The organism is Streptomyces sp. NPDC111802, from assembly GCF_055634335.1.
In genome coordinates, this window is sequence record NZ_JBVKCZ010000056.1 from 1 (window position 1) to 25,032 (window position 25,032).

29 protein-coding genes are annotated in these 25,032 nt (G+C 71.4%); 6 read left to right on the top strand and 23 right to left on the bottom strand.

Features of this window, described 5'->3' with window-relative positions; translation table 11 throughout:
• Positions 1–334: 334 nt before the first annotated feature.
• From ppk2 to ACZ7NC_RS39005, 5 genes are all read right to left on the bottom strand, one after another.
• Positions 335–1,228 carry a polyphosphate kinase 2 gene (gene ppk2 / locus ACZ7NC_RS38985; RefSeq protein WP_471495844.1) on the bottom strand — a complete coding sequence of 298 codons (894 nt, stop codon included), beginning with the start codon at positions 1,226–1,228 and terminating at the stop codon, positions 335–337.
• 110 nt (positions 1,229–1,338) lie between these two features.
• Complete coding sequence (locus ACZ7NC_RS38990) at positions 1,339–1,800, bottom strand: SRPBCC domain-containing protein (protein ID WP_471495847.1); 462 nt, start codon at positions 1,798–1,800, stop codon at positions 1,339–1,341.
• A 92-nt stretch (positions 1,801–1,892) separates the two neighbouring features.
• On the bottom strand, positions 1,893–3,221 hold the full coding sequence (locus ACZ7NC_RS38995) for an enolase C-terminal domain-like protein (protein WP_471495849.1): 1,329 nt from the start codon (positions 3,219–3,221) through the stop codon (positions 1,893–1,895).
• A 37-nt stretch (positions 3,222–3,258) separates the two neighbouring features.
• Positions 3,259–4,596, bottom strand: coding sequence for a gluconate:H+ symporter (locus ACZ7NC_RS39000; protein ID WP_471495851.1), 1,338 nt, complete (start codon positions 4,594–4,596; stop codon positions 3,259–3,261).
• Positions 4,597–4,748: 152 nt separating this feature from the next.
• Entirely contained in the window at positions 4,749–5,201 is a 453-nt protein-coding gene (locus ACZ7NC_RS39005; RefSeq protein WP_471495853.1) for a TIGR03668 family PPOX class F420-dependent oxidoreductase, read from the bottom strand.
• Between the two features lie 99 nt (positions 5,202–5,300).
• Here ACZ7NC_RS39005 and ACZ7NC_RS39010 point away from each other — a divergent pair, with 99 nt between their 5' ends.
• Both ACZ7NC_RS39010 and ACZ7NC_RS39015 read left to right on the top strand, forming a co-directional pair.
• Positions 5,301–5,756, top strand: a complete 456-nt coding sequence (locus ACZ7NC_RS39010) for an archease (RefSeq protein ID WP_471495855.1) — start codon at positions 5,301–5,303, stop codon at positions 5,754–5,756.
• A 64-nt stretch (positions 5,757–5,820) separates the two neighbouring features.
• The gene (locus ACZ7NC_RS39015; RefSeq protein ID WP_471495857.1) at positions 5,821–6,939 is read left to right on the top strand and encodes a CapA family protein; all 1,119 of its coding nucleotides are present in this window, start codon (positions 5,821–5,823) and stop codon (positions 6,937–6,939) included.
• Between the two features lie 3 nt (positions 6,940–6,942).
• Here ACZ7NC_RS39015 and ACZ7NC_RS39020 read toward each other — a convergent pair whose 3' ends face one another.
• The 5 genes from ACZ7NC_RS39020 to ACZ7NC_RS39040 all read right to left on the bottom strand — a co-directional run bounded on the left by ACZ7NC_RS39020 (position 6,943) and on the right by ACZ7NC_RS39040 (position 9,870).
• Positions 6,943–7,587, bottom strand: a complete 645-nt coding sequence (locus ACZ7NC_RS39020) for a phosphoribosyltransferase (protein WP_471495859.1) — start codon at positions 7,585–7,587, stop codon at positions 6,943–6,945.
• A gap of 92 nt (positions 7,588–7,679) precedes the next feature.
• Positions 7,680–8,036: a hypothetical protein gene (locus tag ACZ7NC_RS39025; RefSeq protein WP_471495861.1), complete on the bottom strand. Its 357-nt coding sequence runs from the start codon at positions 8,034–8,036 to the stop codon at positions 7,680–7,682.
• A 102-nt stretch (positions 8,037–8,138) separates the two neighbouring features.
• Positions 8,139–8,378 (bottom strand): hypothetical protein, encoded by a 240-nt coding sequence (locus ACZ7NC_RS39030; protein ID WP_471495863.1) that lies wholly within the window; start codon positions 8,376–8,378, stop codon positions 8,139–8,141.
• A 78-nt stretch (positions 8,379–8,456) separates the two neighbouring features.
• A complete protein-coding gene (locus tag ACZ7NC_RS39035) occupies positions 8,457–8,909 on the bottom strand; it encodes a YbhB/YbcL family Raf kinase inhibitor-like protein (protein ID WP_471495866.1) in 453 nt (150 codons plus the stop codon).
• Between the two features lie 70 nt (positions 8,910–8,979).
• Positions 8,980–9,870 carry an SDR family oxidoreductase gene (locus ACZ7NC_RS39040; RefSeq protein ID WP_471495868.1) on the bottom strand — a complete coding sequence of 297 codons (891 nt, stop codon included), beginning with the start codon at positions 9,868–9,870 and terminating at the stop codon, positions 8,980–8,982.
• Positions 9,871–10,029: 159 nt separating this feature from the next.
• Between ACZ7NC_RS39040 and ACZ7NC_RS39045 the strand changes: the two genes are divergently transcribed.
• Together ACZ7NC_RS39045 and ACZ7NC_RS39050 are read left to right on the top strand one after the other, a co-directional pair.
• Positions 10,030–10,683: a phosphoribosyltransferase gene (locus tag ACZ7NC_RS39045; protein WP_471495870.1), complete on the top strand. Its 654-nt coding sequence runs from the start codon at positions 10,030–10,032 to the stop codon at positions 10,681–10,683.
• Positions 10,684–10,782: 99 nt separating this feature from the next.
• Complete coding sequence (locus ACZ7NC_RS39050; RefSeq protein WP_471495872.1) at positions 10,783–11,355, top strand: GNAT family N-acetyltransferase; 573 nt, start codon at positions 10,783–10,785, stop codon at positions 11,353–11,355.
• A gap of 38 nt (positions 11,356–11,393) precedes the next feature.
• Here ACZ7NC_RS39050 and ACZ7NC_RS39055 read toward each other — a convergent pair whose 3' ends face one another.
• Complete coding sequence (locus ACZ7NC_RS39055) at positions 11,394–12,173, bottom strand: SDR family NAD(P)-dependent oxidoreductase (RefSeq protein ID WP_471495874.1); 780 nt, start codon at positions 12,171–12,173, stop codon at positions 11,394–11,396.
• Between the two features lie 131 nt (positions 12,174–12,304).
• Between ACZ7NC_RS39055 and ACZ7NC_RS39060 the strand changes: the two genes are divergently transcribed.
• Positions 12,305–12,868 carry a hemerythrin domain-containing protein gene (locus ACZ7NC_RS39060; protein WP_471495876.1) on the top strand — a complete coding sequence of 188 codons (564 nt, stop codon included), beginning with the start codon at positions 12,305–12,307 and terminating at the stop codon, positions 12,866–12,868.
• A gap of 44 nt (positions 12,869–12,912) precedes the next feature.
• Here the strand turns inward: ACZ7NC_RS39060 and ACZ7NC_RS39065 are convergent, their stop codons facing one another.
• The 7 genes from ACZ7NC_RS39065 to ACZ7NC_RS39095 all read right to left on the bottom strand — a co-directional run bounded on the left by ACZ7NC_RS39065 (position 12,913) and on the right by ACZ7NC_RS39095 (position 19,450).
• Entirely contained in the window at positions 12,913–13,440 is a 528-nt protein-coding gene (locus ACZ7NC_RS39065) for a hypothetical protein (protein ID WP_471495918.1), read from the bottom strand.
• A 181-nt stretch (positions 13,441–13,621) separates the two neighbouring features.
• Complete coding sequence (locus tag ACZ7NC_RS39070) at positions 13,622–14,389, bottom strand: metallophosphoesterase family protein (RefSeq protein WP_471495878.1); 768 nt, start codon at positions 14,387–14,389, stop codon at positions 13,622–13,624.
• Positions 14,386–14,673 carry a BON domain-containing protein gene (locus ACZ7NC_RS39075; RefSeq protein ID WP_471495880.1) on the bottom strand — a complete coding sequence of 96 codons (288 nt, stop codon included), beginning with the start codon at positions 14,671–14,673 and terminating at the stop codon, positions 14,386–14,388. Before ACZ7NC_RS39075 ends, ACZ7NC_RS39070 begins: the two co-directional genes overlap by 4 nt.
• The gene (locus ACZ7NC_RS39080) at positions 14,670–15,362 is read right to left on the bottom strand and encodes a nucleotidyltransferase family protein (RefSeq protein ID WP_471495882.1); all 693 of its coding nucleotides are present in this window, start codon (positions 15,360–15,362) and stop codon (positions 14,670–14,672) included. The genes ACZ7NC_RS39075 and ACZ7NC_RS39080 overlap by 4 nt, the downstream gene beginning before the upstream one ends.
• Before the next feature lie 104 nt (positions 15,363–15,466).
• Positions 15,467–16,573 (bottom strand): NAD(P)/FAD-dependent oxidoreductase, encoded by a 1,107-nt coding sequence (locus ACZ7NC_RS39085; RefSeq protein WP_471495920.1) that lies wholly within the window; start codon positions 16,571–16,573, stop codon positions 15,467–15,469.
• Between the two features lie 189 nt (positions 16,574–16,762).
• On the bottom strand, positions 16,763–18,976 hold the full coding sequence (katG, locus tag ACZ7NC_RS39090) for a catalase/peroxidase HPI (protein ID WP_471495884.1): 2,214 nt from the start codon (positions 18,974–18,976) through the stop codon (positions 16,763–16,765).
• Positions 18,977–19,000: 24 nt separating this feature from the next.
• Positions 19,001–19,450, bottom strand: coding sequence for a Fur family transcriptional regulator (locus ACZ7NC_RS39095; RefSeq protein WP_471495886.1), 450 nt, complete (start codon positions 19,448–19,450; stop codon positions 19,001–19,003).
• A gap of 213 nt (positions 19,451–19,663) precedes the next feature.
• Between ACZ7NC_RS39095 and ACZ7NC_RS39100 the strand changes: the two genes are divergently transcribed.
• The gene (locus ACZ7NC_RS39100; RefSeq protein ID WP_471495888.1) at positions 19,664–21,040 is read left to right on the top strand and encodes an alpha-lytic protease prodomain-containing protein; all 1,377 of its coding nucleotides are present in this window, start codon (positions 19,664–19,666) and stop codon (positions 21,038–21,040) included.
• 67 nt (positions 21,041–21,107) lie between these two features.
• On the opposite strand, the gene ACZ7NC_RS39105 is transcribed toward ACZ7NC_RS39100, so the two are convergent.
• From ACZ7NC_RS39105 to ACZ7NC_RS39125, 5 genes are read right to left on the bottom strand one after another with little or no spacing between them, the layout of a single operon-like run.
• Entirely contained in the window at positions 21,108–22,196 is a 1,089-nt protein-coding gene (locus ACZ7NC_RS39105; protein ID WP_471495890.1) for a serine hydrolase domain-containing protein, read from the bottom strand.
• Entirely contained in the window at positions 22,193–23,113 is a 921-nt protein-coding gene (locus ACZ7NC_RS39110; protein WP_471495892.1) for a DUF6895 family protein, read from the bottom strand. The genes ACZ7NC_RS39105 and ACZ7NC_RS39110 overlap by 4 nt, the downstream gene beginning before the upstream one ends.
• Positions 23,110–24,105: a DUF6895 family protein gene (locus ACZ7NC_RS39115; RefSeq protein ID WP_471495894.1), complete on the bottom strand. Its 996-nt coding sequence runs from the start codon at positions 24,103–24,105 to the stop codon at positions 23,110–23,112. Before ACZ7NC_RS39115 ends, ACZ7NC_RS39110 begins: the two co-directional genes overlap by 4 nt.
• Complete coding sequence (locus ACZ7NC_RS39120; RefSeq protein WP_471495896.1) at positions 24,102–24,812, bottom strand: hypothetical protein; 711 nt, start codon at positions 24,810–24,812, stop codon at positions 24,102–24,104. The genes ACZ7NC_RS39115 and ACZ7NC_RS39120 overlap by 4 nt, the downstream gene beginning before the upstream one ends.
• Positions 24,813–24,834: 22 nt before the next feature.
• Positions 24,835–25,020, bottom strand: coding sequence for a hypothetical protein (locus ACZ7NC_RS39125; protein WP_471495898.1), 186 nt, complete (start codon positions 25,018–25,020; stop codon positions 24,835–24,837).
• Between the last annotated feature and the right edge of the window lie 12 nt (positions 25,021–25,032).

Below are 25,032 nucleotides of genomic sequence, written 5' to 3' on the forward strand. Positions count from 1 at the left end.
AGGCCCGGCCGTTCAAGTGGACCAAGACCGCCGACCAGATCATCGACCGCATCTGCCGCTACTGCTCACGCATCTCCGAACCAGCTCACTAGGGCCTGTCCGGCGGATCATGCCGGCGTCGCGGGGCCTGGCACGCACATCTGCCGCGTTGTCGTCGGTCGCCGACTCCCCCACTCTCGACTTCGCTCGAGCGGGGGGACCCCCATCGCGTCGACTCCCTCCCCCGCCTTGCAGCTGCACGCACCAGACCCCGCTCGGGTCGGCTGGAAGGTTCGCCGTTGCCTTGAGCCGACCTGATCCGCCGGACAGGCCCTAGCGCACGGACGGGCGACGGTCAGTTCTGGTGCCCGATGTCGTCCTCGCCCGCCTCCAGCAGACCGGCGGCCGCGCCGACGATGCGGGGGTCGGGCGTACCGACGACCTCGTCGTCCTTGTCGTTGTAGTCGAAGCGGGCGAGCACGCTGCGCATGGCCTCGACGCGGGCCCGCTTCTTGTCGTTGCTCTTCACCACCGTCCAGGGCGCGTGCTCGGTGTCGGTCTCCCGGAACATCGCGACCTTGGCGGCGGTGTAGTCGTCCCAGCGGTCCAGCGAGGCCAGGTCCATGGGGCTGAGCTTCCACTGCCGTACGGGGTCGACCTGGCGGATGGTGAAACGGGTGCGCTGCTCGCCCTGGGACACCGAGAACCAGAACTTGATCAGGTCCACCCCGTCGTCGACCAGCATCCGCTCGAAGGCGGGGGCCTGCCGCATGAAACGCCGGTACTCGTCGTCGCTGCAGAAACCCATCACGCGCTCCACGCCGGCCCGGTTGTACCAGGACCGGTCGAACAGCACGATCTCGCCGGCGGTCGGCAGATGCTCGACGTACCGCTGGAAGTACCACTGCCCGCGCTCACGCTCGGTCGGCTTCTCCAGCGCCACCACCCGGGCGCCACGCGGGTTGAGGTGCTCGGTGAACCGCTTGATCGTGCCGCCCTTGCCGGCCGCGTCCCGTCCCTCGAAGACGACGACGAGCCGGCGGCCGGTCTCCTTGACCCAGCCCTGCAGCTTCAGCAGTTCGATCTGCTGGAGCCGCTTGTGCCACTCGTACTCCGGGCGCTCCATGCGCTGTTCGTACGGGTAGTTCTCGCGCCAGGTGTCCACCGGGCTGCCGTCCGGCCGGATCAGCACGGGGTCGTCCTGGTCGGTGTAGTCGACGCGTAGCCCTGACAGCAGTTCGGTGTCCATACTTCCGCATGGAAGCGAGCGCTTTCATACGCGCGGCGAACTACAGGCAAAGATCAGGTAAGCGCCGGGGCAGTTGTGGTGGTCGTTCGGTCTTTCCGACGGGATCACCCTCACCCGGACTCGACGAGCCGGGCGAGGTTGTCCAGGGCCATTCGGGTGCCCGTCTCGTTGTCCTCGGCGGGCACGACGTCGGGGATCCCCTCGTGCACGATCAGGATGTCCGTGCCGCCGCCCGCGGCATCGGTGAGCGTGGTGGTCATCGTCATCGTGCCGCGCAGGGCGGGGTCGCCGGTCTCGAACTCGACCTCCTCGACGACCTGCTCATCGGGCACGAGCCGCACGAAACGGCCGTGGTACGTGTCGGTCCGCGCGTCCGACTTACCGGTGCCGGCCGACACGTCATAGGTGAGCGAGACCCGGAACGCGCCACCCTGGCTGCCGTCGAACTCGTGCACCCGCGCGGTCATACCGTCCGGCACCCGCCACTTCGCGACGGCGTCCGCGTCCAGCAGAGCGCGGTAGACGGCCGCGCGCGTGGAGTTCACATGCCGGGAGACGCGCGTCGTGTACATGGCCTCACGATAGTGCCCGCGCCTCGGCGTTGAACCGGTCGATCTCCGGCTGACGCGGGAGCTGTTTCTGCACGGCGGCGCCCTCGCGGCACTCAGCGCACGAGACAGGGCCGCTTGGCGTCGAAGGTCCAGCCCTCGATCAGGTACCGCATGCCGACGGCGTCGTCCCGGCCCGACAGAGCCTTCTCCTGGTACCGCTCGTGTGCGGCGAGGAGTTGGTCCATGTCCAGTTCGACGCCGAGTCCGGGCGTGTCCGGCACGGCGACCTCGCCGCCGGTGATCCTGGGCGGCTCCACGGTGAGCCGTTCCAGCCCCTCCTGCCAGATCCAGTGCGTGTCCAGGGCGTTGTACTCACCGGGGGCGGCGGCTCCGCAGTGGGCCATCATCGCCAGGGAGATGTCGAAGTGGTTGTTGGAGTGGCAGCCCCAGGTCAGTCCCATCGCGTTGCACAGCTGGGCGACGCGCACCGAGCCCTGCATGGTCCAGAAGTGCGGGTCGGCGAGCGGGATGGACACCGACTGCAGGGCCAGGGCGTGGGTGAGCTGGCGCCAGTCCGTGGCGATCATGTTGGTCGCCGTGGGCAGGCCGGTGGCGCGGCGGAACTCCGCGAGGATCTCCCGGCCCGAGTAGCCGCCCTCGGCCCCGCAGGGGTCCTCGGCGTAGGCGAGGGTGCCGACCAGGGGGCGGCACAGTTCGACGGCCTCGCGCAGGGACCAGGCGCCGTTGGGGTCGAGGGTGATCCGCGCGTCCGGGAAGCGTTCTTTGAGCGCGGTCACGGCCCTGACCTCCTCCGCGCCGGGCAGGACACCGCCCTTGAGCTTGAAGTCACGGAAGCCGTAGTGGTCGTAGGCGGCCTCGGCCTGCCGGACGACGGACTCGGCGGTCAGCGCCTCCTCGTGCCGGACGCGGTACCACTCGACGGCCGAGTCCTGCTCGCGGACGTAGTCCAGGTCGGTGCGGTCCGGATCGCCGACGTAGAAGAGGTAGCCGAGGACGCGTACGGCGTCGCGCTGCCTGCCGTCGCCGAGCAGGGCGGCGACCGGCACCTCCAAGTGCTGCCCGAGCAGGTCGAGGAGGGCGGACTCGACGGCGGTGACGGCGTGCACCGTCGCGCGCAGATCGAAGGTCTGGGCGCCGCGACCGCCCGCGTCACGGTCGGCGAACGTCGCCCCGATCGCGCGCAGGACGTTCTTGTAGTCACCGACGCGGGCGCCGACGACCAGGGGTGCGGCGTCCCGCAGGGTCTGTGTGATCCTCTCCCCGCCGGGCACCTCGCCAAGACCCGTACGGCCCTCGGAGTCCTCCAGCACGACGACATTGCGGGTGAAGTACGGGGCGTGGGCGCCGGAGAGGTTGAGGAGCATCGAGTCCCGGCCGGCGACCGGATACACGGAGAGGCGGGTGACGACGGGCTGGGTCATGAGGGGAAGTGCCGTTCTCGTGAGGGCGGGCAGGGGGTCAGACGCTGAGGGAGTCGAGGACCTGTTCCAGGACCAGTACGCCACCCAGGCCTAGGATCGCGAGCACCGTCGTGTACGTGGTGCGTGCCTTGATGGCGTCGAGGACGGACAGGTTGAAGTACTCCTTGAACATCCAGAAGCCCGGGTCGTTGACGTGGGAGAAGGCGATCGAGCCGCAGGAGACGGCGAGCACCATCACCTCGGGGTGGACTCCGCTGCCCGCGAGCAGCGGCAGCGCCACGCCGGAGGCGGTGACGACGGCGACGGTCGCGGAGCCGAGGGCGACGCGGAGGATGGCCGCGATCAGCCAGGCCAGGATGATCGGGGAGATGGACCAGCCGTCGGTGACGTCCTTGATGTAGTCGGATGTCCCGCCCTCGACGAGGACGTTCTTGAAGGCGCCACCCGCGCCGATGACCAGCAGGATCATCGCCATCGCCTGGGCGGCCTCCTTGCACGAGGCACCGACCTCGGCGAGGCTGCGGCCGACGCGCGGGCCGAAGGCCCAGACGGCCACGAGCAGGGTGAGCAGCAGGGCGATCGGCGCGGAGCCGATGAAGGCGACGAAGTGCAGCGGGCCGCTGTCGCCGGAGGCCACCAGATCGGTCACCGCGGCACCGGCGATCAGCACCACGGGCAGCAGGGCGACGGACAGCGACCAGCCCGTGCCGGGCATCTCGTCGTCCTCGAAGACCCGCTCACTCACCAGGCCCTTGGGGATCGACGGGTTCATCGCCCGGACGAAGGGCAGGCGCGGCCACAGCAGGGCGATGAACGCGCCGACCGGGACGGCGATGAACAGGCCGTAGAACAGGGTGAGTCCGACGGACGCGTGGAAGGTGGCGGCCACCGCGGTGGGGCCGGGGTGGGGCGGCAGGAAGCTGTGCATGGTGGACAGTGCTATCGACATGGGCAGCCCCACCCAGAGCAGGTTCGCCCGGGTGACCCGGACGAGGGTGAAGGCGATCGGCACGATGATGACGAAGGCCACCTCGTAGAACATCGTCACGCCGATGAGCATGGCCGTCAGCACCATGGCGACCTGGACCCAGCGGGGCCCGCACACCTCCAGGAGCTTGCCTGCTATGCGCTGGGCGGCGCCGGAATCCCCCATCACCCGGCCGACCATGGCCCCGAGGCCGATGGTGAGCATCGTGTCGCCGATCTGGTCGCCGATGCCCTCGGCGAGCACGTCCGGGATCTTCTCCAGCCCGATTCCCTGCACCAGACCGACACCCACGGCCACCAGGAGCAGGGCTGCGAAGCCGTTCAGTTTGAGCCTGGTCATCAGGACGAGCAGGACCAGCACGCTGATCCCGACCACCACGAGCGGCATATGTCAGTTCTCCTTTGAACGCCGGCCGCCTACGTTCACCCCACTGAATGGGGTCCTCACATGAAGACGTCGTCTACATATGAGGACGGAGATTATGTTCGTGGATGGTCAAGGTCAATGGGTCCGTGCCTGTGGATTACCGCGGCCGCGGTTCAGCCGACGCCCGGTGCGGCCCGCCAGCCCTTCCAGTGCAGGACGGTGATCACGATCACCGGCCCTGTCGGAGGCTCCTGCCGGTACTGGGGGTACTTCCGCCGCAACTGTTCGACCGCGTGGGCGTACTCGCCGCGCACCGCCTCGTCGGCCGTATCGGGTGGCAGGACCCGTGCGCCGCCGTCCGCCCTGACCCACCACAGCCGGTCCCAGTCGCCGTCGTACTCGTCCGCCAGCAGACAGACGGCCGGACGGACGGCGATGTTGTGCAGCCGCTTCAGCCCCTGCGACCGCTTCGGCTTGGCGTCCACTGCGGTGACGATCTCGTCGCCGCTCGCCGCGAACACGACGGGCACCAGATGCGGACGGCCCTCGGGGTCGACCGTCGCCAGCCGCGCGACGGACGCCGTGGCGAACCGCTCCCGTGCCTCGTCCAGCTCCATGTCCGGCATGTCGGCTCCTTCGGTCCCGGCGGTACGCGGTGCCCCGTCTCGGGTACCCCTATCCGTGTAGCACTCCTCGGGGACGGCTCGGCGGATCAGGTGGTGCCGATGGTCGGTGACACGGACGACGACATCCAGGCGCGGCGACGCGGCGACAGCGGCCATCGGGCGGTGCCGCACACGGATGACGTACGGATCGAGGCCTGGGGTGTGAGCCGGGAGCGCTGTCTGGTGGAGGCCGCGCTGGGGGTGGCGGAGTGCTTCGCCGATGTCACGGCGGTGCGGCCGACCTCGGTGGAGCGGGTACGGCTGGCGCAGGACAGCGACGAGGGGCTGCTGACCGCCCTGCTCGACGAGGTCGTCGTGCGTCTCGACGTGGACGGCCGGGTTCCGGTCGACCTGGAGGCGGACGTCACGGAGGGCGATCTGGACGTGCGGCTCGCCCTGGCCGAACTGACGGACGTGCAGGTCACCGGCGCCACTCCGAAGGACATCAGCTGGCACGGGCTGAGCATCGGGCCGGGTCCCTACGGGTGGTCCTGCGCGGTGACCGTGGACGTATGAGGGGCGGGGTGAAGCGCGCGCGTGGGCGTTCCCCCGGGTCGGCACGTGCTCGTACCGTGGAGACATGAGCGGCGGCACGGTGACGCTGTTCGTCTGCGGCGACGTGATGCTCGGACGCGGTGTCGACCAGATCCTGGCCCGGCCCGGCGACCCGGTGCTGCGGGAGGGGTACGTCACGGACGCCCGCTCCTACGTGACCATGGCGGAGTCGGTCAGCGGACCGATCCCGGCGCCGGTCGACCCGTCCTGGCCGTGGGGCGAGGCGCTCCGGCTGCTGGAGGCGAGCGACCCGGACGCCCGGATCGTCAATCTGGAGACGTCCGTCACGCGCAGTGACGCGTTCGAGCCCGGCAAGGCGGTCCACTACCGCATGCATCCGGCCAACCTGCCCGCCCTCACGGTGGCCCGGCCCGATGTCTGCGTGCTGGCCAACAACCATGTGCAGGACTTCGGTCGCGCAGGGCTCAAGGAGACGCTCGACGTGCTGCACGGGGCGGGTCTGCGGACGGCTGGCGCCGGGCGGAGCGCCGAGGAGGCGTACGCGCCCGTGGCGCTGCCGCTCCCCCACGGCGGCCGGTTGCTGGTCTTCGCCCTGGGCGCGGGCGACAGCGGCATCCCGGCGAGCTGGGCGGCGACGGCGGAGCTGCCCGGTGTCGCCCACGTCCCCCAACTGTCGCCGGCCGCGGCCGCCGCCGCGGTGCGCCGCATACGGCGGGTGAAAAGGGCCGGCGACCTCGTGGTCGTGTCCGTGCACTGGGGTTCCAACTGGGGCTACCCCGTCCCGCGCGACCAGCGCCACTTCGCGCACGCCCTGGTGGACGGCGGCGCCGATGTCGTGCACGGCCACTCCTCGCACCACCCGCGCGCCGTCGAGGTCTACCGCGACCGGCTGATCCTGCACGGCTGCGGCGACTTCATCGACGACTACGAGGGCATCCCCGGCTACGAGCAGTACCGCGACGACCTGCGCATCGCCTACTTCGTCACGCTCGCCGCGGACACGGGCGCTCTCACCGACCTGCGCATGGAACCCCTGCTGGCCCGCCGCATGCGCCTGGAGCCGGCGCCGGAGAAGGACCGCGGCTGGCTGCACACGACCCTCGACCGGATCGGCTACGGCGTCCACGTCACCCTGGGCCCGGACGGCGCGCTCACCCTCAGGAAGCCCGCCGCCCTGGGGTGAACCTCAGTCGTCGCCCCGCAGCGCCGCCAGCACATCGGCGTCGGTGAGCTGACGGAAGTCCTCGTACCACTCGCCGACCGAGCTGAACAGCGGCGGCTGATGCAGACAGACGAACTCGTCGACCTCCCGGCGCAGCTCCTCGGCCGCCTCCGGAGCGCAGACGGGTACGGCGAGCACCAGCCGCTCGGGGCCCTGATGGCGTACGGCACGCAGCGCGACGCGTGCGGTGGAGCCGGTCGCCACACCGTCGTCGACGACGACAGCGGTACGGCCGCGCAGCTCCGGAGCCGGGCGGCCCTGCCGATAGCGCTCCTCGCGTCGGCGCAGCTCCTTGCGCTCCCGTTCCACCACCGGCGCCAGGTCGGCCTCGCTCAGCCCCAGCCGGGACAGCGTGTGCTCGTCGTAGAGCACGGGGCCGTCGCCCGCGACCGCGCCGACCCCGAACTCCTCGTGGAACGGCGCCCCGATCTTGCGTACGACCAGGACGTCCAGTGGGGCTTGCAGCGCCCGGGTGATCTCCCGGGCGACCGCTACGCCGCCGCGCGGCAGTGCGAGCACGACGGGATCCGGCAGGATGCCCTTCTCCTGGCGCAGGCGCAGTTGCGCCGCCAGCTCCCGCCCGGCCTCCGCGCGGTCCCGGAACTGCATGGGTCTCCCCTTCCGTCCGTCGCCGCGTACCCCGCCAGTCGGTATCGGACACCCCACCGGACTCGGTCGTCACCGAAGGGCCCGGCCGGCGATCACTGGATGGTCCAGCCGACGCTGCCCACGCCCGAGCTGTAGATCGCGCAGACACCCGACGACTCGCCGTACTGACCGGGCGCCAGCGTCACCCACTGGCCGGAGACGTCCGGGGCCCAGCCGCAGACGATCTCGGCGCGGAAGGTGACGGTGCGGTCGGTGTTGTTCTGGCAGCCCGCGATGCCGTGGTCAGGGTTGTTGTTGTGCACCCAGCCGTCACAGTCGACGGTGCCCGCCAAGGTCGCGGCGTCGCCCGGCGCCGCCTGCGCCGGGGCGGCCAGGGCGCCGAGGGTGAGGGCCAGGGCGGACAGGGTGGCGGACAGGCCGGCCGTGACGATGCTCTTGCTGCGGTTCATGTGTGTCCCCGTGAAGTAGTGGTCCGTTCGGACTTGCCGCCTTCAGTGAAGGTCAGCGGCTCTTCGACGGGAACCTCAGAGTTGGCAGGGTGGCACTCGCCCTCACTCGTCCGCCGGGTCGGACGTGTCGGTGCCGTTCCAGTCGTACGGCCCGCCGCCACGCCACTCGATCAGGTCGGGGTCGTCGACGGCCCGGTCCTCGCCGGGCAGGCCCGCGCGATGCACCAGGTCCATGACGTCGAACAGGCTGTACGCGGTGCCCGTCGGCTCGCCACGGATCGTCACCTGACGCCCGCCGTCCGGCTCCGGCGGCGACACCACCACAAGGGGACGCGTGCTCATGCCACCACCATGCGCTCTGAGTGGCGCGAACGCAGCCCGGCGTACCGGCCACAGTTGAATCGTCACCAATATGGGTCGTCAGCGTTGGTACCGCCCGACGAGTGTCCCGCTGGCCAGTTCCTGCTGGTCGAGGACCTGGTGGGCTTCGCCGGCCGTCGCCTCCTCCGGGATGGAGACGGGGCCCGGGAGGGCGTAGAGCCGGAAGAAGTACCGGTGCGCGTCATCACCGACCGGGGGCTGGGGTCCGCCCCAGCCCGATTCCCCGTAGCCGTTCCGGTGCGGGTGGCTGCCGGCGGTGGTCCGGCCGGCCGGCAGTCCGTCGGCGTGCGGATCGATACCGGTGACCAGCCAGTGGACGAACGTCCCCGACGGGGCGTCCGGGTCCTCGCACAGCAGGGCCAGTTCCACCGCCTCGTCGGGCACCCCGGACCAGGTCAGGGGCGGGGAGAGGTTCTCGCCCTCCTTGGCGTACCGGCGCGGGATCATCGCCTGGTCGTCGAACGCGGAACTCTTGAGTTCGATGCCTGTCATGCGCGCCGCAGTACCCAGCCGGGCGCCGGTCACACGCGGCTTCGGGCGGCGTTTCGTGCGGGCCCGGTGGCTACGGCAGCGGCGTCCCGCCCGTCGCGTTCAGGATCTCCGCGGTGATGAAGCCCGCCTCCTGGGAGGCCAGATAGACGTACGCGGGGGCCAGCTCGGCGGGTTGCGCCGGGCGGCCCAAGGGGCTCTGTTTGCCGAACTCGACCGTGTCGGGCATCGTCGCCGGGATCAGTGGGGTCCACACCGGGCCCGGGGCGACCGCGTTGACGCGGATGCCGCGTCCGGCCAGCATCTGGGCGAGCCCCTGGGTGAACGTCACGATCGCGCCCTTGGTCATCGCGTAGTCCAGCAGATGCGGGCTGGGCTTGTAGGCCTGCACCGACGTGGAGTTGATGACGCTGCCGCCCTCGGGGATGTGCGGCAGGGCGAACTTGGTCAGCCAGAACATGCCGTAGAGGTTGGTGCGCATGACCCGGTCGAACTGCTCGGTCGTGATCGCCTCGATGCCGTCGGGCTGGGACATCTGGAAGGCGGCGTTGTTGACCAGGACGTCGATGTGCCCGAACTCCCCGACGGCGCGCTCGATCAGGTCCCGGCAGTTGGCCTCGTCCCGGATGTCGCAGGCGACGGCGACCGCCTTGCGGCCGGCGTCCTCCACGAGCCGGGATGTCTCGCGTGCCTCGTCCGCCTCCTCCGGGAGGTGGGTGAACAACACGTCGGCACCCTCCCGGGCGAAGGCGAGGGCCACCGCCCGCCCGATGCCGGAATCGCCGCCGGTGATGACGGTCTTGCGTCCCTCCAGCCGGCCGGCGCCGCGATAGCTCTCCTCACCGTGGTCGGGGGGCGGGTCCATCGGCCCGGTCCATCCGGGGTGGGGCTGGTCCTGCGCGGGAAACTCGGGGCGCGGATGCTGGGTGACCGGGTTCTGCTGGTCGTGCTGGGAGTCGGTCACGACGGCCTCCTGTGGCACTGGGGGGACGGACGGTGCCCGGGTTCCCGCCTCGCAGCGGCCCTAAGCCACATCAGGCGCCTCCGGCCCGGGGCCCGGCTCGTTTCGCGGTCTGTCGCACAGGGCACTCGGCGGCTGCGCCGAACGCGAGGGAGGAGCGCCGTGCCATTCCGCGACCGTACCCACGCCGGACAGGAACTCGGCCTGCGGCTGGTCGAGTGGGCCGACTCGGGCGATCTGATCAATGTGCTCGTGCTGGCCCTGCCGCGCGGTGGTGTGCCCGTGGCCTGCGAGGTCGCCCGTGCCCTGCACGCGCCGCTGGATGTGCTGGTCGCCGGCGAGATCAGCACCCCGATCCGGCCGGAGACGCCGATCGGCGCGGTCGTCGCCGACGACCCACCGCTGTACGACCGGCAGAGCCTGGCGATGATGCATCTGTCCGAGGACCGGCTCGGCGACGTCGTCGTACATGAACGCAACGAGCTGCACCGCCTCGAATACCTCTATCGCGGCCGCCGCCCGCCCCCGTCCGTCGACGGTCGCACGGTCGTCCTCGTCGACGACGGCCTGACCACCGGCCTGACCGCCACGGCGGCGCTGCGCTTCCTGCGCCGGCACCGCCCGGCCCGGCTGATCCTGGCGGTCCCCGTCGGCAGCCCGCGGACCGTCGCCGCCATCCGCCCCGAGTGCGACGACCTCGTGTGCCTCGAACAACCGCCGGGCCTCCATGCGGCCGGTGAGTGGTACGAGGACTTCGGCCAGGTCTCCGACACACAGGTCGCGGACACACTGCACACGTTCCACGCGACCGCCTGATACACGGGGCGACCCGCCCACGCCCGTCAGGGCCCCGCACGAGCACTCCGTCTCACCGGTCACGCGACGCTCACGTGGCCGCCGTGACATCGTGGTGCCATGGCCATAGAAGTCCGCCCGGCATCCGTCTTCGAGGACGTCCGTGCGGTCCTCGGCCCGAAGTCGCCGACGGCGACCGTCTGTTGGTGTCTGAGCCATCGGATCCCGTCGAAGCTGAACAACGAGCTGCGCGGCCCGGCCCGCGGAGAGTACGTCGCCGAGCTGTGCCACGCCGATCCGCCTCCGGGGGTGCTGGCCCACGACGGTGCGGAGCCGGTCGGCTGGGCAGCCGTGGCTCCGCGCTCGGCCACGTCCTTCGCCCGCAACCGCAAGATCCCGCACGTCGACGACCTGCCGGTCTGGTCGCTGTGGTGCATCCGCGTCCGGCCCGGCCACCGCAAGCAGGGCATCACCCACGCCCTCATCGCCGGCGCGGTCGAGTTCGCCCGTGACCGGGGCGCGCCGGTGATCGAGGCGTACCCGCTCGACAACGGTGACGCCAAGGTCGACCTGACGATGGCGTACGCCGGGCTGCGCAGGAACTTCGAGCGCGCGGGGTTCGTCCACGCCGCCGACACGACATCCGTGCTGTCCGGTCATCCGCGCGTCCTGATGCGGCTCGACCTGCGCTGAGAAACCGGTCCCACGGACCCGGCGCACGGCTCGCGGGCTCAGTGCACCGAGAATCCTCCGTCGACGAAGACCGACTGCCCGGTGACGTAGGCGGAGGCACGGCTCGCCAGGAAGACCGCCGCGCCGGCGAAGTCCTCCGCCAGGCCGTTGCGCCCGATCATCGTGCGGGCGGCGAGCGCCTCGACCTTCCCCGGGTCGGAGGACAGGCGTTCGTTGAGGGGCGTCATCACGAACCCGGGCACGAGCGTGTTGCAGGTGACGCCGTACGGCGACCAGGCCTCCGCCTGTGAGCGGGCCAGCGATTCCAGCGCCCCCTTGGAGACGCCGTAGGCACCGCTGTGGACGAACGCCCGGTGCGCCTGCTGCGAGCTGACGTGGATGATCCGCCCGAAACCCCGCTCGGCCATGCCGGGCGCGAACCGTCGGCCCAGGAGATACGGCGCCTCCAGGTTCACGGCCATCGTGGTGTCCCAGACGTCCTCGCCCAGCTCCCCCATCGGCGGCCGCAGGTTGATCCCGGCGCAGTTGACGAGGATGTCGGGCTCCCCGAACGCCTCGACGGCCTCCTCTGCCGCCGCGCGCACCCCGTCCCGCGTGCCCAGGTCCGCGCTCACCCAGGCCGCCCGGCAGCCATGGGCCTCCAACTCGCCGACCGTCGCGGCCAGTTCGGCCTTCCTGCGCGCCACGACCACGACACGGGCGCCCGCGCGGGCGAGCGCCTCGGTGATGGCTCGGCCGATGCCGGAGCTGCCGCCGGTGACGACGGCGACGCGGCCTTCGAGGGAGAACAGTTCGGAGAGATAAGCCTGCGAGGTCATGCCCGCACCTTAGGGCCGCGCGGTGACGGCGCGGATGCTCGGGGTGGCGTCGTGTGAGCCCGCCCACCGCGGGCACTCGATGGCCACGGCGTGTCCGTCCGGGCCGCCGTCCCAGGCTGGAGGTGGAGAACATGGGTCACGGCGGGAACGTCATCGACGAGCTCATGACCGATCACCGCGAGGTCGAGGAGCTCTTCGGCCGGATCGAGGGGCTCGCGCCCCGTCACAAGGACCGCAAGCTGTACGCCGACCAGGTCACGATGGAGCTGGTGCGGCACTCGGTGGCCGAGGAGGCCTACCTGTACCCGGCCGTTCGGCAGCACGTGGCGGGCGGGGACGCCCTCGCCGACCGGGAGATCGAGGACCACTCCAAGGCCGAGCAGATCATGAAGGACCTGGAGCGGTGCGACGCGGACGACCCCGAGTTCGACCGGCTCATCGGGATGCTGATGACCGAGGTCCGCTCGCACATCGCCGACGAGGAGGGCAACCTCTTCCCGCGGCTGCGCGCTTCCTGTCCGCCGGACGCGCTCGACGACCTGGGCGACAAGGTGCGTCAGGCCAAGAAGGTGGCACCGACCCGACCGCACCCGTTCGCCCCGGACAAGCCGCCGGCCAACAAGCTGCTGGCTCCGGGAGCCGGCCTCGTCGACCGCCTGCGCGACGCGCTGACGGGACGGGGCAAGAAGGCCTGACGGCGCCCTCGGGTCGCACGGCCCTCGGGTGGCCCGCGTCCGCCTCAGGCGATGAGCGCCGGGCCGGGGTCGAGACGCTCGTGGAGTGCCGTGCGGTGCAGGGCCGCCACCGGGGCCACGAGGTCGGGGTGACGCAGCAGGGCGGCCGCCTCGCGGTCGTGGGCGTCGGGTGACACCAGGCGCCGGAAATCGATCGGGGCAGCGGTCGTACGGCCGCCGTCGGCGATCGTGGCGACCGCGCGCCGGGCCAGTTCGGCGTCGGTGAGCAGACAGGCCGCCCAGCTCGCCACGACCTCGTCCACCCAGGTGCGCCAGGCGAAGTCGTCCGACTGCCCGAGAGCGGTCGCGTCGGCGCCGGTGATCCAGTCCAGCGCGGCGGAACCGCCGGTGCCGGCCATGTGGACCAGGGCGGCGTCCGTCGGCGTCGGGTAGCGCAGCCACGCCGCGACCGTGACTGCCTGGCGGGCCTGCACCTCGCCCAGGGCAGCGGCCAGGGCGCCGCCGCACGCCGGGTAGGAACGCGTCAGCCATTCGGTGGTCGCCGCGATGAGCGGGGAGAGATCTGCGAGCACTGCCGGACCGTCCGGGGTACGGGCGATGGGCTTGCCCACGGCCGGCTGCATGCCGACCGGACATCCATCTGGTGAACGGGAATCCATCAAACGGTAGCCCCTGGTCCCCGGTGGCGGACATGCCTGTGGGCCGGTGAGCGGCGTGGCCTCGCCCACACCGGGCCCACACCGGGGGGCGCGCTCAGCCCTCCGTGAAGCTCGCGACGCCGCCGCGGGCCGTCCGGTCCGGGCTCGCGAGGTGGTAGACGTGGAACGCCCGGCCGATCACCGGCTGTGCGACGTTGCGCACCTCCACGCCCCCACTGGTCATGCCGTGCTCTGTGCCCAGGTGCGCGTGTCCGTGCACCGCGAGGTCGGCGCCCACCGTGTCGATCGCCTCGGCGAGCAGATAGCTGCCGAGGAAGGGGTAGATCTCGGGAGGTTCGCCGGCCAGCGTGTCCGGCACCGGGGAGAAGTGGGTCAGGGCGATGCGTACGTCGCAGTCCTGCCCGCGCAGATCCTCCAGGGAAGCGCGCAGGCTGTCGGCCCGCCGACGCGAGTACCTGACGAACTCCTTCATGACCGGCTCGCCGAACTCACCGGCGCACCGGCCCACGAAACCGCCGCCGAACCCCTTCGTACCGGCCACTCCGATCCGCGCGTCGCCGTTGCCGACCACGGTCGACTGTCCTTCCAGGACCCGCGCGCCCGCCTCCCGGAGCACGGCGGCGACTTCCTCGGGGCAGTCGGCGTGGTGATCGTGGTTGCCGAGGACCGCGACCACGGGGACCGCCAGGTCCTTGATCTCCCGTGCGACCACCTGGGCCTCCTCGCGGGTGCCGTGGCGGGTGAGGTCCCCGGCGAGCAGCAGGATGTCGGCGCACTCGTGCAGGGTCTCGAACGAGGGACGGAGCGTGCCCTCGCTCTCGGGGCCCATGTGGATGTCCCCTACGGCCGCGACCCGGATCATCCGACCTCCTCGGCGTGGTCGGGCGCGGAGACCTCCGCGACCACGATGTCGCAGTGGACGGGGGTGCCCGGCAGTTCCTCGCGGGCCAACCGCAGGACGGCGAGCCGGCACCGCTCGGAGGGCACGGTGCCGGTCAGCAGCACCGCCTCGCCCCGGATCTCGATCCGCACGCCCAGCTCCCCGAGGTCCCCCGCGGCCAGGTGTTCGGCGACGTGGGCGACGCGGTAGTCCAGGTTCCGCGCGCTACCCGCGCCGGGAGCCGTCGTGCCGCCGTGGCCGCTCATCGGTGCTCCTCCCGCGGGGCGATCACATTCAGGCGTTCGAGGAGGTAGAAGAACGCGTCGGGCATCGGCTCCCGGCCGCTGGAGCGGCGTACGTCGTCCCAGTCGACCTTCTCGCGCAGGGCACGGGCCGCGGCGAGCACCGGCCCGAAGTCGCAGTGGTGCTCCGAGAAGGCCTCGATCAGGCCTCGCATGAGATCGGTCGGCGCCAGGACGGGCATGAGCACCGAGTCGACCGGGACCTCCTCTGCGCGGGCCAGCAGGTCCGTGGTGACCGGGCGGTGGGCCAGTTCGAAGAGGAAGTCGACCTCCTCGCCGAGGCACGTCGTCTTCATCAGCCAGTCCTCCGGCGGCGTGCGCACCGTGAGACCGGCCTGGGTCAGGGTGTCCGCCACGGCTCGGGCGTCCGAGCGGCGTACGCAGAAGTCGGCGTCGTGCCGCAGACGGCCGCTGCCGCCGTGGGCGTACACGGCCACGCTTCCGGCCAGGGCGAATGAGTGCCCTTCGCGTTTCAGCAGGGCGCCGATCTGCTTCGCCGCCTCGAGAATCGCCTGGCTGCGGTCGGGGGGCGGCTCCTGGGGGGTCGGCGACAGCGGTTCCCAGGACGGCTGGTCCGGCGCTCGCGTCACCGGGCGCAGCTCGGGAAACCCAGGTCGCCGAGTAGGTGTCGCCCTCTCCGGGTTCCGCGTCATCACGCCTCCGTTCGCATCACGGCCCGGGCCGGGCTCGGTGGAGGCTCCGAGTACCCTCAACGCCCGCTTTCGATACGGCGCTCGGCGGGCCCTTGCGGCTGCGCTCAGGCGGCGGTGTAGCCGAGCTGCCGTCTCATGTAGGGCGTCATGAGGGTCTTCGCCTTGGCGACGGTGGTGGTGCGGCCGCCGAGGACCGCTGTCTCGCTGCCGAGCACGGGCAGGACGGTCACTCCGTCGGCCGGGCCGAACGGCACGATGAGCGGGGTGCGGTGGACCGGCCGGTAGAAGCGGGGCCGCTTGCGGTGCTTGCCGGAGCTGTTCAGGTAGGCGCGGACGTTGTGGGCGGCCAGGTCGGCCTGGGCGAGCGCGGCCGGGGTGATCTTGAGGTCGGTGGCGTCGTTGACGTCGCCGACCGCGAACACGTCCAGCCACCCCCGCACCCGCAGCGCCTCGTCGACCTTGACGTGTCCCGTGTCGTTCAGCCAGTCCCCGTGCCCGGCCAGCCGCAGCCAGAGGGTGTTGGGCGTGGTGCCGGTTGCCCAGAAGGAGCGGTCGGCCTCGATGAGGTTTCCGCGGGCGTCGCGGTAGGTGCCGAAGTCGTTGCCGGGGGACATGAAGGCGTCCAGCCGCACCTGCACGCCGTGCGACTCCAGCCAGGTCCGCGCCTTGCGCCCGGCCCGCGCGCTGCCCGTGGAGTGCAGCAGCTCCGGCCCGGAGTGGGCGAGCGTGACCCGGGCGTCGGGCCGGGCGAGACGGATCTCGGCGCTGAGCTCGACGCCGGAGGGGCCGCCGCCGACGACCAGGACGTGCTCGGCCGCGGCGATGTGCTGCTGGTGGGTGACGAAGGACTTCACCGCCTCCTCCGTGGTGGTGCCGGTGAAACGGGCCGGCTCGGGGTAGTCGGCGCCGGTGGCGATCACCAGGACGTCGTACGGCAGCCGCTCGCCCGTCCCGAGGATCACCTGTCGCTCGGTGGTGTCGATGCGGACCGCCTTGCCCACGGCCACGCGGCCGTTGCTCAGCAGCCGGTCGTAGGGGATGAACGGGCTGTGCGACCAGTCCGGACGCACTCCGGCGCGCAGGGAGGCGATGCGGTGGAAGAAGACCTCCTTGCGGTCCACCAGCGTGACCCGCGCCGTCGTGTCGAGCCGCTTTGCCAGACGCACGCCGGCATAGCCGCCGCCGATCACCACTACGTCGCCGTCGAGCACGCCGAGTCTCCTGTGCTGGGTCACTCCCCCGTTTCCGCGAGCGACCCTATCGCTTGAAACATAAAGAAGTGGCGGGGCTTGGTGTGCGTTCTGTGAATGGTGGGGCTGGCGAGGCCGGTGGCAGTGGGTCAAAAGAAAACGTCCAGGCCGGCCCGTGCGGGCCGGCCTGGACGTCTTGCTCGGGGCGGGTCAGACGAGGTCGAACCGGTCCAGGTTCATGACCTTGACCCACGCCTCGACGAAGTCCTTCACGAACTTCTCCTTGGCGTCGTCGCTCGCGTAGACCTCCGCGAGGGCACGCAGCTCGGAGTTGGAGCCGAAGACCAGGTCGGCACGGGTGCCGGTCCACTTGACCTCGCCCGAGGCGTCACGGCCCTCGAACGTGGTCTGGTCGGCGGACGTGGACTTCCAGGTCGTGCCCAGGTCGAGCAGGTTGACGAAGAAGTCGTTGGTCAGCGTGCCGGGGGTGTCGGTGAAGACGCCGTGCGACGAGCCGCCCTGGTTGGCGCCGAGGACGCGCAGGCCGCCGACGAGGACGGTCAGCTCGGGGGCGCTCAGGGTGAGCAGGTTGGCGCGGTCGAGCAGCAGGTACTCGGCCGGCAGGCGGTTGCCCTTGCCGAGGTAGTTGCGGAACCCGTCCGAGGTCGGCTCCAGCGCGGCGAAGGACTCCGCGTCGGTGTGCTCCTCGGTCGCGTCCACACGGCCCGGCGTGAAGGGGACCGTCACGTCGAAGCCGGCGTCCTTGGCGGCCTTCTCGACCGCGGCGGAACCGCCGAGGACGATCAGGTCGGCCAGGGAGACCTTCTTGGCGCCGGAGTTGAACTCGGCCTGGACGCCCTCGAGGACGCGCAGGACCTGGGCGAGCTCGTCCGGGTCGTTGACCTCCCAGCCGCGCTGCGGCTCCAGGCGGATACGGGCGCCGTTGGCACCGCCGCGCTTGTCGCTGCCGCGGAACGTCGAGGCCGAGGCCCACGCGGTGGAGACCAGCTGCGAGACCGTGAGGCCCGAGTCGAGAAGCTTGGCCTTCAGGGCCGCGGCGTCGGCCGCGTCGATGGCCTCGCCCTCCGCCTGCGGCAGCGGGTCCTGCCACAGCAGCGTCTCCGCCGGGACCTCCGGGCCGAGGTACAGGGACTTCGGGCCAAGATCACGGTGGGTCAGCTTGTACCAGGCGCGGGCGAAGGCGTCCGCGAACTGGTCCGGGTTCTCGTGGAAGCGCTTCGAGATCTCGCCGTAGATCGGGTCGAAGCGCAGCGAGAGGTCGGTGGTGAGCATCGTGGGCAGGCGCTTCTTCGACGCGTCGTGGGCGTCGGGGATGATCGCCTCGGCGTCCTTGGCCACCCACTGGTTGGCGCCGGCGGGGCTCTGCGTGAGCTCCCACTCGTAGCCGAAGAGGATGTCGAAGAAGTCGTTGCTCCACTGGGTGGGCTTGGTGGTCCAGGTGACCTCCAGGCCGGAGGTGATGGCGTCGCCGGCCTTGCCGCTGCCGTAGGTGGACTTCCAGCCCAGGCCCTGCTCCTCCATGGAGGCGGCCTCGGGGTCGTTGCCGACCGCGTCGGCCGGGCCGGCGCCGTGGGTCTTGCCGAAGGTGTGACCACCGGCGATCAGGGCGACGGTCTCCTCGTCGTTCATCGCCATGCGGCGGAACGTCTCGCGGATGTCGCGGGCCGCGGCGATCGGGTCCGGGTTGCCGTTCGGGCCCTCCGGGTTGACGTAGATGAGGCCCATCTGGACGGCGCCGAGCGGGTTCTCCAGCTCACGGTCGCCGGTGTAGCGCTGGTCGTCGAGCCAGGTGGTCTCGGGACCCCAGTAGACGTCCTCGTCGGCCTCCCAGACGTCGGCGCGGCCGCCGCCGAAGCCGAAGGTCGTAAAGCCCATCGTCTCCAGGGCGACGTTGCCGGTGAGGATCATGAGGTCGGCCCAGGAGATGGACTGGCCGTACTTCTTCTTCACCGGCCACAGCAGTCGGCGGGCCTTGTCCAGGTTGCCGTTGTCCGGCCAGCTGTTCAGCGGGGCGAAGCGCTGCTGACCGCGGCCGCCACCGCCGCGGCCGTCGCTGATGCGGTAGGTGCCGGCGCTGTGCCAGGCCATACGGATCATCAGCGGGCCGTAGTTGCCGAAGTCGGCGGGCCACCAGTCCTGCGAGGTCGTCAGCACCTCGGCGATGTCCTGTTTCACGGCCGCCAGGTCGAGGGCGTTGAACGCCTCGGCGTAGTCGAACTCCGCACCGAGCGGGTTCGCCACCACGGGGTCCTTGGCGAGGATCTTCAGGTTGAGCCGCTCCGGCCACCACTGACGGTTACCGCCACCTTGCGTCGGGTGCGCGGCGCGACCGTGCGCGACGGGGCAGCCACCGGTGTCCTCCGTCTTCGCGTCAGTGACGATCGCATCGGGGTTCTCAGCCATGGGAAACCTTCCGAACTAGGTGGATCACAGTGCTGGGGGTGCACTGCTGGCGGTGGAACAGTCGGGGCACAGGCCCCAGTAGATGACCTCGGCCTCGTCGATCGCGAAACCGTGGTCGTCGGACGCGGTCAGACAAGGCGCCTCGCCGACCTCGCAGTCGACGTCGGCGACGACACCGCACGACCGGCACACGACGTGGTGGTGGTTGTCGCCGACCCGCCCCTCGAACCTGGCCGGACTTCCGGCCGGCTCGATACGACGAATGAGTCCCGCCGCGGTGAGTGCGTGGAGGCCCTCGTACACGGCCGGGAGGGAGACATGACCTACGCGATCACGCACCCCGGAGGCGATGGCCTCGACACCGAGGTGGTCACCGGCCCGGACGGTGTCGAGCAGCGCGACACGCGCGGCCGTCACCCTCAGGCCGGCACCGCGGAGCTCCTCGGCGGGGGTCGGAGTCTGGGATGCGGTCATGCGCACAACCTACCTCTCTAAACACGAATCATTCAAGAAAACGAACGATGAAAGTCTGGTGCCGCGTCTGCGCATTCCGTCGGCTGGCGCACATGACGGCCGAGGGAGCCTCCCAAAGCGCGAAAAATCATCTTTTCTGACATTGACTCAGGTCTTTCTGTCAAGGCCTCCACTTGGTCGGAATCCCACTCGTCCTTGATGGAGGTACATCGCATGCTCGGCAGACATAACGCGCTCGGTCGCCGCGCCGCCCTGACCGCTGTTGGCACCCTCGTTCTCACCGGCGCCGGCACGGCCGCCACGGCCGCGCCGCCGCCCGCTCCGGTACCCGCGTCCGTCGCCGCGCAGACGCTCGGTGCCGACCGGCCGCCGGCCGCGGTGGTGCGCGCCATGGAACGCGACCTGAAGCTGAAGCCGGGGCAGGCGGCCGAGCGGCTGGTCAACGAGGCGGAGGCGGGCGTCCGAGCGGGTCGCCTGCGCAACGCCCTGGGCGAGCGCTTCGCGGGCGCCTGGCTGCGGGGAGCGACCTCCGCCGAACTCGCCGTCGCGACCACGCACGCCGACGACGTGTCCGCCATCCAGGCCCAGGGCGCCAAGGCCGTCGTCGTCAAGCGACCCCTGAGCGACCTCAAGGCCGTCAAGGAGAAGCTGGACAAGGCCGCGGCCCGCGTGGACACACGTGACACCCCGGTCTGGTACGTCGACGTACCGACGAACCGTGTCGTCGTCCAGGCGGTCAAGAAGTCGGCCGCCACCGCCTTCATCAAGGCCGCCGGCGTCCAGAACAAGGGCGTGGGCGTACATGTGTCGACGGCGCGGCCGCGGCCGCTGGCGGACCTCGTCGGCGGCGAGGCCTACTACATCGAGGGCACCGCCCGTTGCTCCATCGGGTTCTCCGTCACCAAGGACACCCAGCAGGGCTTCGCCTCGGCCGGCCACTGCGGCGACGCCGACGACTCGACCACCGGCTTCAACATGGCCGCGCAGGGCACCTTCGAGGCCTCGACGTTCCCCGGCAAGGACATGTCCTGGGTGAGCGTCAACAGCAACTGGACCGCCACGCCCGACGTCAAGGGAGAAGGCGGCCAGCGCACGCAGGTCACCGGTTCGGTCCAGGCGCTCGTCGGCGCGTCGATCTGCCGCTCCGGCTCCACCACGGGTTGGCACTGCGGCACCATCGAGCAGCACGAGACGAGTGTCAGCTACTCCCAGGGCACGGTGGAGGGCGTCACCGAGACCACCGTGTGCGCCGAGCCGGGTGACTCCGGCGGCCCGTACCTCTCCGGCTCCCAGGCACAGGGCGTGACCTCCGGCGGCTCGGGTGACTGCACGGACGGCGGCACCACCTTCTACCAGCCGATCAACCCGATCCTCAGCGACTTCGGGCTCGTCCTGAAGACCGCGGCCGCCCAGGCCGGCACCCCCGCCCCGCAGGACAACGGCACCGCGGTCAGCTGGGCCGCCGGCCGCGTCTTCGAGGCGGGCGCCACCGTGACCCACGGGGGTGTCCGCTACCAGTGCCTGCAGACCCACCAGGCGCAGGGCAGGTGGTCGCCGAGCGCCACCCCGGCCCTGTGGCAGCGGCTGTAGGCGGATGCAGAAGTCGTACGGCTTCCGGTGCGGGGCGCGGCCCCGCACCGTCCGCCTCCCCCGCGTCTCAAGGCTGCTGGTCGTCCGCGAGGAACGAGTACGCGGTGGCGACGAAGGCGTCGCGGGCACGGAAACGGCGGGTGCACAGCGCGACCAGGGCCGTGCCGGTGTCGGGCCTGAAGCCCAGGAAGGCCTGCTGGCCGAGGGTCGCCCCGCTGTGGAAGTACATCGGGCCGCCGTTCGTGGGATGCCGGAACCACGCCACCGTGTGCACATGCCGGTGCCCGTGCCCGCGTCGCAGCACGGGTGTGCGCACCGCCCGCAGCGCTCCGGCCAGCGGGGAGGCGGCCGGGTAGAGGTGGGCTTCCAGGAACGTGAGCAGATCGTGCGGTGTGGCGCGGACGGCGCCGGCCGCCTCGAATCCCCCGGCGTCGAAGCCGAGCGTGGGCGTGCGCCCGTCCTTGGCGTGTCCGACGGCGTCGGCCTTCGGGTCCTCCGCCCGCAGGGCGGTGCCGCTCAGGCCGAGCGGACGCAGCACATGTGCGCCGAGCAGTTCCGCCCACGGTGTGCCGGCTGCCGCGGCGACGGCGTGACCGAGCACGGCGACGCCGAAGTTGGAGTACTGCCACCGGGTGCCGGGCCGATGCCGCGGGCGGTGGCGCAGGAAGGCGCCGGTCACCCGCTCGGCCGGATAACTGCCGTACGGATTGGTGCGCCAGGCGGGCAGCGCCCGCAGGTAGAAGTCGGCGGGCAGGGTCGGCAGTCCGGCCGTGTGCGTGACGAGGTGGGCGAGCGTCACCGGGTCCGCCTCGGTCCGTCGGCCCGGCGCGAGGCAGGCGACGGCCCGCTCGCCGCCGGTCAGCAGGCCCCGCCGGATGAGCTGGGCCAGCAGCAGTCCGGTGAACGCCTTCGAGGCCGAGCCGATCTCGTACCGCAGGTCCTGCCGGGGGACCGGCGGGTGCGGGGCGGTGCCACCGCAGCGCAGGAAGCGGCGGCCGGACCGCGAGACGGCGAAGACGACGTCGGGTGCGTCGATGGCGTCCACGGCGGCGGCCAGCCGCTCCCGCAGCGCCTCGTCACCGCCGGGGACGTCGCCCGCGGGTTCGTGGTCCGTGTCGTCGGCGGCACCGGGCCACAGCGTGGGTCCGCCGGTCATGAGGCCGCGTGCGTCAGCTCGGTGAGGGCGCGGGACATGGCCAGCACGGACGCGAACGCCGCGACCAGCGTCGGGTGGTAGACCATGTCGAACACCTCGTCCGGCTCGCCCTCGGGCATCGCCCGTACGGCGGGCATGGCCCCGTTGGGCTGCTGTGCGGCGGCGAAGCCCGCCCAGGCCCGTTCGTCCAGGGTGGGCCGGGGCAGACAGGCGTCGACGACGAGGAGTTCGCCGAGCAGGTCCCAGCGTTTCAGGTCCAGCCAGTCGTCGATCCACACCGGCAGCCAGGTGGCGAGGTAGTCGGCGATGTCCGGCGGCAGGCCCTCGGGGTGCTCGCCCCAGTCGGTGAGGTGGAACACCGTGTGGGTGACGTCGTAGGCGATGTGCCCGCCGACCGTCCAGGGTTCGGGGGTCCGGGCCAGCCAGGTGGGAGCGACGAGGTCCGCCTCGGGCGGGCGGGGGGTGAGGCCGAAGCGGCGCTGGAACGCGGCCAGTCCCAGCCGCCGGGTCGGGTCCAGTTCGAGCGCCGACCAGCTTTCGAGCCGGTGGTAGAGGACGGTGGCGCGCTCCACCTCGGGCTCGCTGTAGCCGAGTTCCTTGTACGGGAGGTACACCTCGAAGGGGATGGGCGACATCGGCTCGATGCGCTGGCCGCGCACCAGCATGCGGCCGCCGTCCAGGGTGTGCCGCCAGGTGTGGTCGAGGAGCCGGCGCGCGAGGTCGGCCTGCCGGGAGCCGGCGACGCCCTCGCGGAACAGCACCCGGCAGATCAGGGCCAGTTCACCTACGGGCTTGAAGCGCTCCAGGAAGCCCACTTCGGGATCGACGTCGGGCTCCAGGCGGAATCCGTCGCGGTGGGCCCACAGCCACTCCAGGGCGCGGACGCCGACGGTGTGCATCAGACGGGTGTCGGTCATCCGGGCACTCCTTGTCCGCTGCGGCGGGTTGACGTGCTTCCCGCGCGCGATCCGTGGCCGTCGGGGTGTTCGCCGGGTTCGCCCGTGAGGCGCTTGACGGTCTGTGCCGCCGCGAAGGCGGCCATCAGGGTGGAGTGGTAGCAGTGCAGGAAGTCCGGCTCCGCTCCGGCGTCGTCGCGGGTGGCCTCCTGCGGGAGCGCGCCGGAGTCGTGCTGGGCCCGCGCGATCCGGGTCCAGGCGTGCTGGAGGGTCGCCCGGCCGGGTGGGTCCGGCAGGCTCGCGGCCACGACCAGCAACTCGCAGCTCAGATCCCACATTCCGGCGTCCAGGCAGCTGTCGAGCCAGGACGGCAGCCAATGGGCCAGGTAGGCGGCCAGGTCCGCGGGGACGCCCGCGGGATCACGGCCCCAGTCGGTGAGGTGGAAGACGACGTGGGTGAGGGCGTACCCCGAGGAGCGCTCGAAGGTCCAGGGCTCCGGCAGTCCGCCCAGCCAGGTGCTCCGCAGCACCGGCCCGGACTCGTCCGGCCGGTCGATGCCGCTGCGCCGCTCGGCCTTCAGGACGCCGAGCCGGCGGGTGGGCTCCTGTTCGGTGAACCGCCAGCCCCGGGTACGGGCCGTTGTGGCGGCGGCGGCCTCGTACCCGGAGTGCCGCAGTCCGGCCGCGGCGAAGACGGAGTACACCTCCAGTGGGTACGTGGCGAAGGGCTCCAACCGCTGGAGCCGTACGAATAGTTCGCCCCGGCCGGTCTGCTGCCAGGCGAACCGCAGCAGGTCCGAGGCGCACACATGCAGCGGGTCCGACGGCGCCAGGTGGGTCCGTACGCTGTGACAGGTCTGGGCGAGTTCCCCGAGCGGTTTCCAGGTGGCGTCCACATGGCCGTCCGCGCTGAGCGCGTCCTCGTCCAGCGCGAAGTCGCCGCGGTGTGCGGCCAGCCAGGCGAACGCGGCGGTCCCCACCTCCCTGATCTCCCTGACGCCCATCGTGGTCATACGAGCGCTCCGGCCGCCCGCATGACCCGCGCCGCCTGTACCTGGAGGGTCACCCGGGGGTCGGTGCCGCCCATCAACTCCACGAAGTCGAGGCCGGTTTCGAGGCCGAGGGTGTCCGGGACCCCGTCGAACAGGGTCAGCCAGCGTCCGGCTCCGGCCGCCTGCTGCCAGTCCCTGCGGCGTACGGCCCGTACGAAGCCCCGGGCCACGTCGACCGGGCGGCGCCGGGCCGCCCGGGCCACGCCGCTGTCCTCGCCGGGGACGGCGAGGGGGGCCAGGACGGCGAGTTGGTGGGTCAGCGTCTGCCACGGCGCGTCGTCGAGCCAGCCGGCGTCCGGTTCGGTGTCCTCGGCTCCGGCGGGCGGGCCGTCGAGAGCTGTGTCGAGCCGCAGCAGTGTGCGGCGCATGGCCCAGTGGCTCCACCTGACGGTGGGTGCCGCGTCCGGGCGTGGCGGGAAGGCCTCCACCGTCCTGCGGAAGACGGCAAGTGCCTCCGGTGCGGGCGGAGTCGGGAAGAGAACGTGCGGGAGCAGCAGATCCGCTCCCAACACCCTGACGGCGGCGAGGGCGAGGCCCGCTTCGACGTCGTCCATTGTCTCGGTGCCGGACATGCGCACGTGGTCTCCACCCCGAAGGGCGGAGACCACGTCGGACGCAAGGTCCTGCACAGCGCCCTGCAAGAGGGCCGAAGTGCCTGACTGCTCCATTCAGTCGCTCCCGTTCGGTCCGCTAGCCCTTCTTCGGGCGAGGGGTCGGCGGCGACAGCAGCAGCTTGGTGTCTGCGGAGAGCAGCGCCAGAGCGCCGCACTCGCGGCTGTCACGGAAGACGCCGTCGGGTTCTGCGGGGTCGAGTGCCGCTTCGAGGCCGGTCCGCACGGTGGTCGTGTCCTGGATCGCCTTGTCAATGGAAGGCATATCACCATCTCC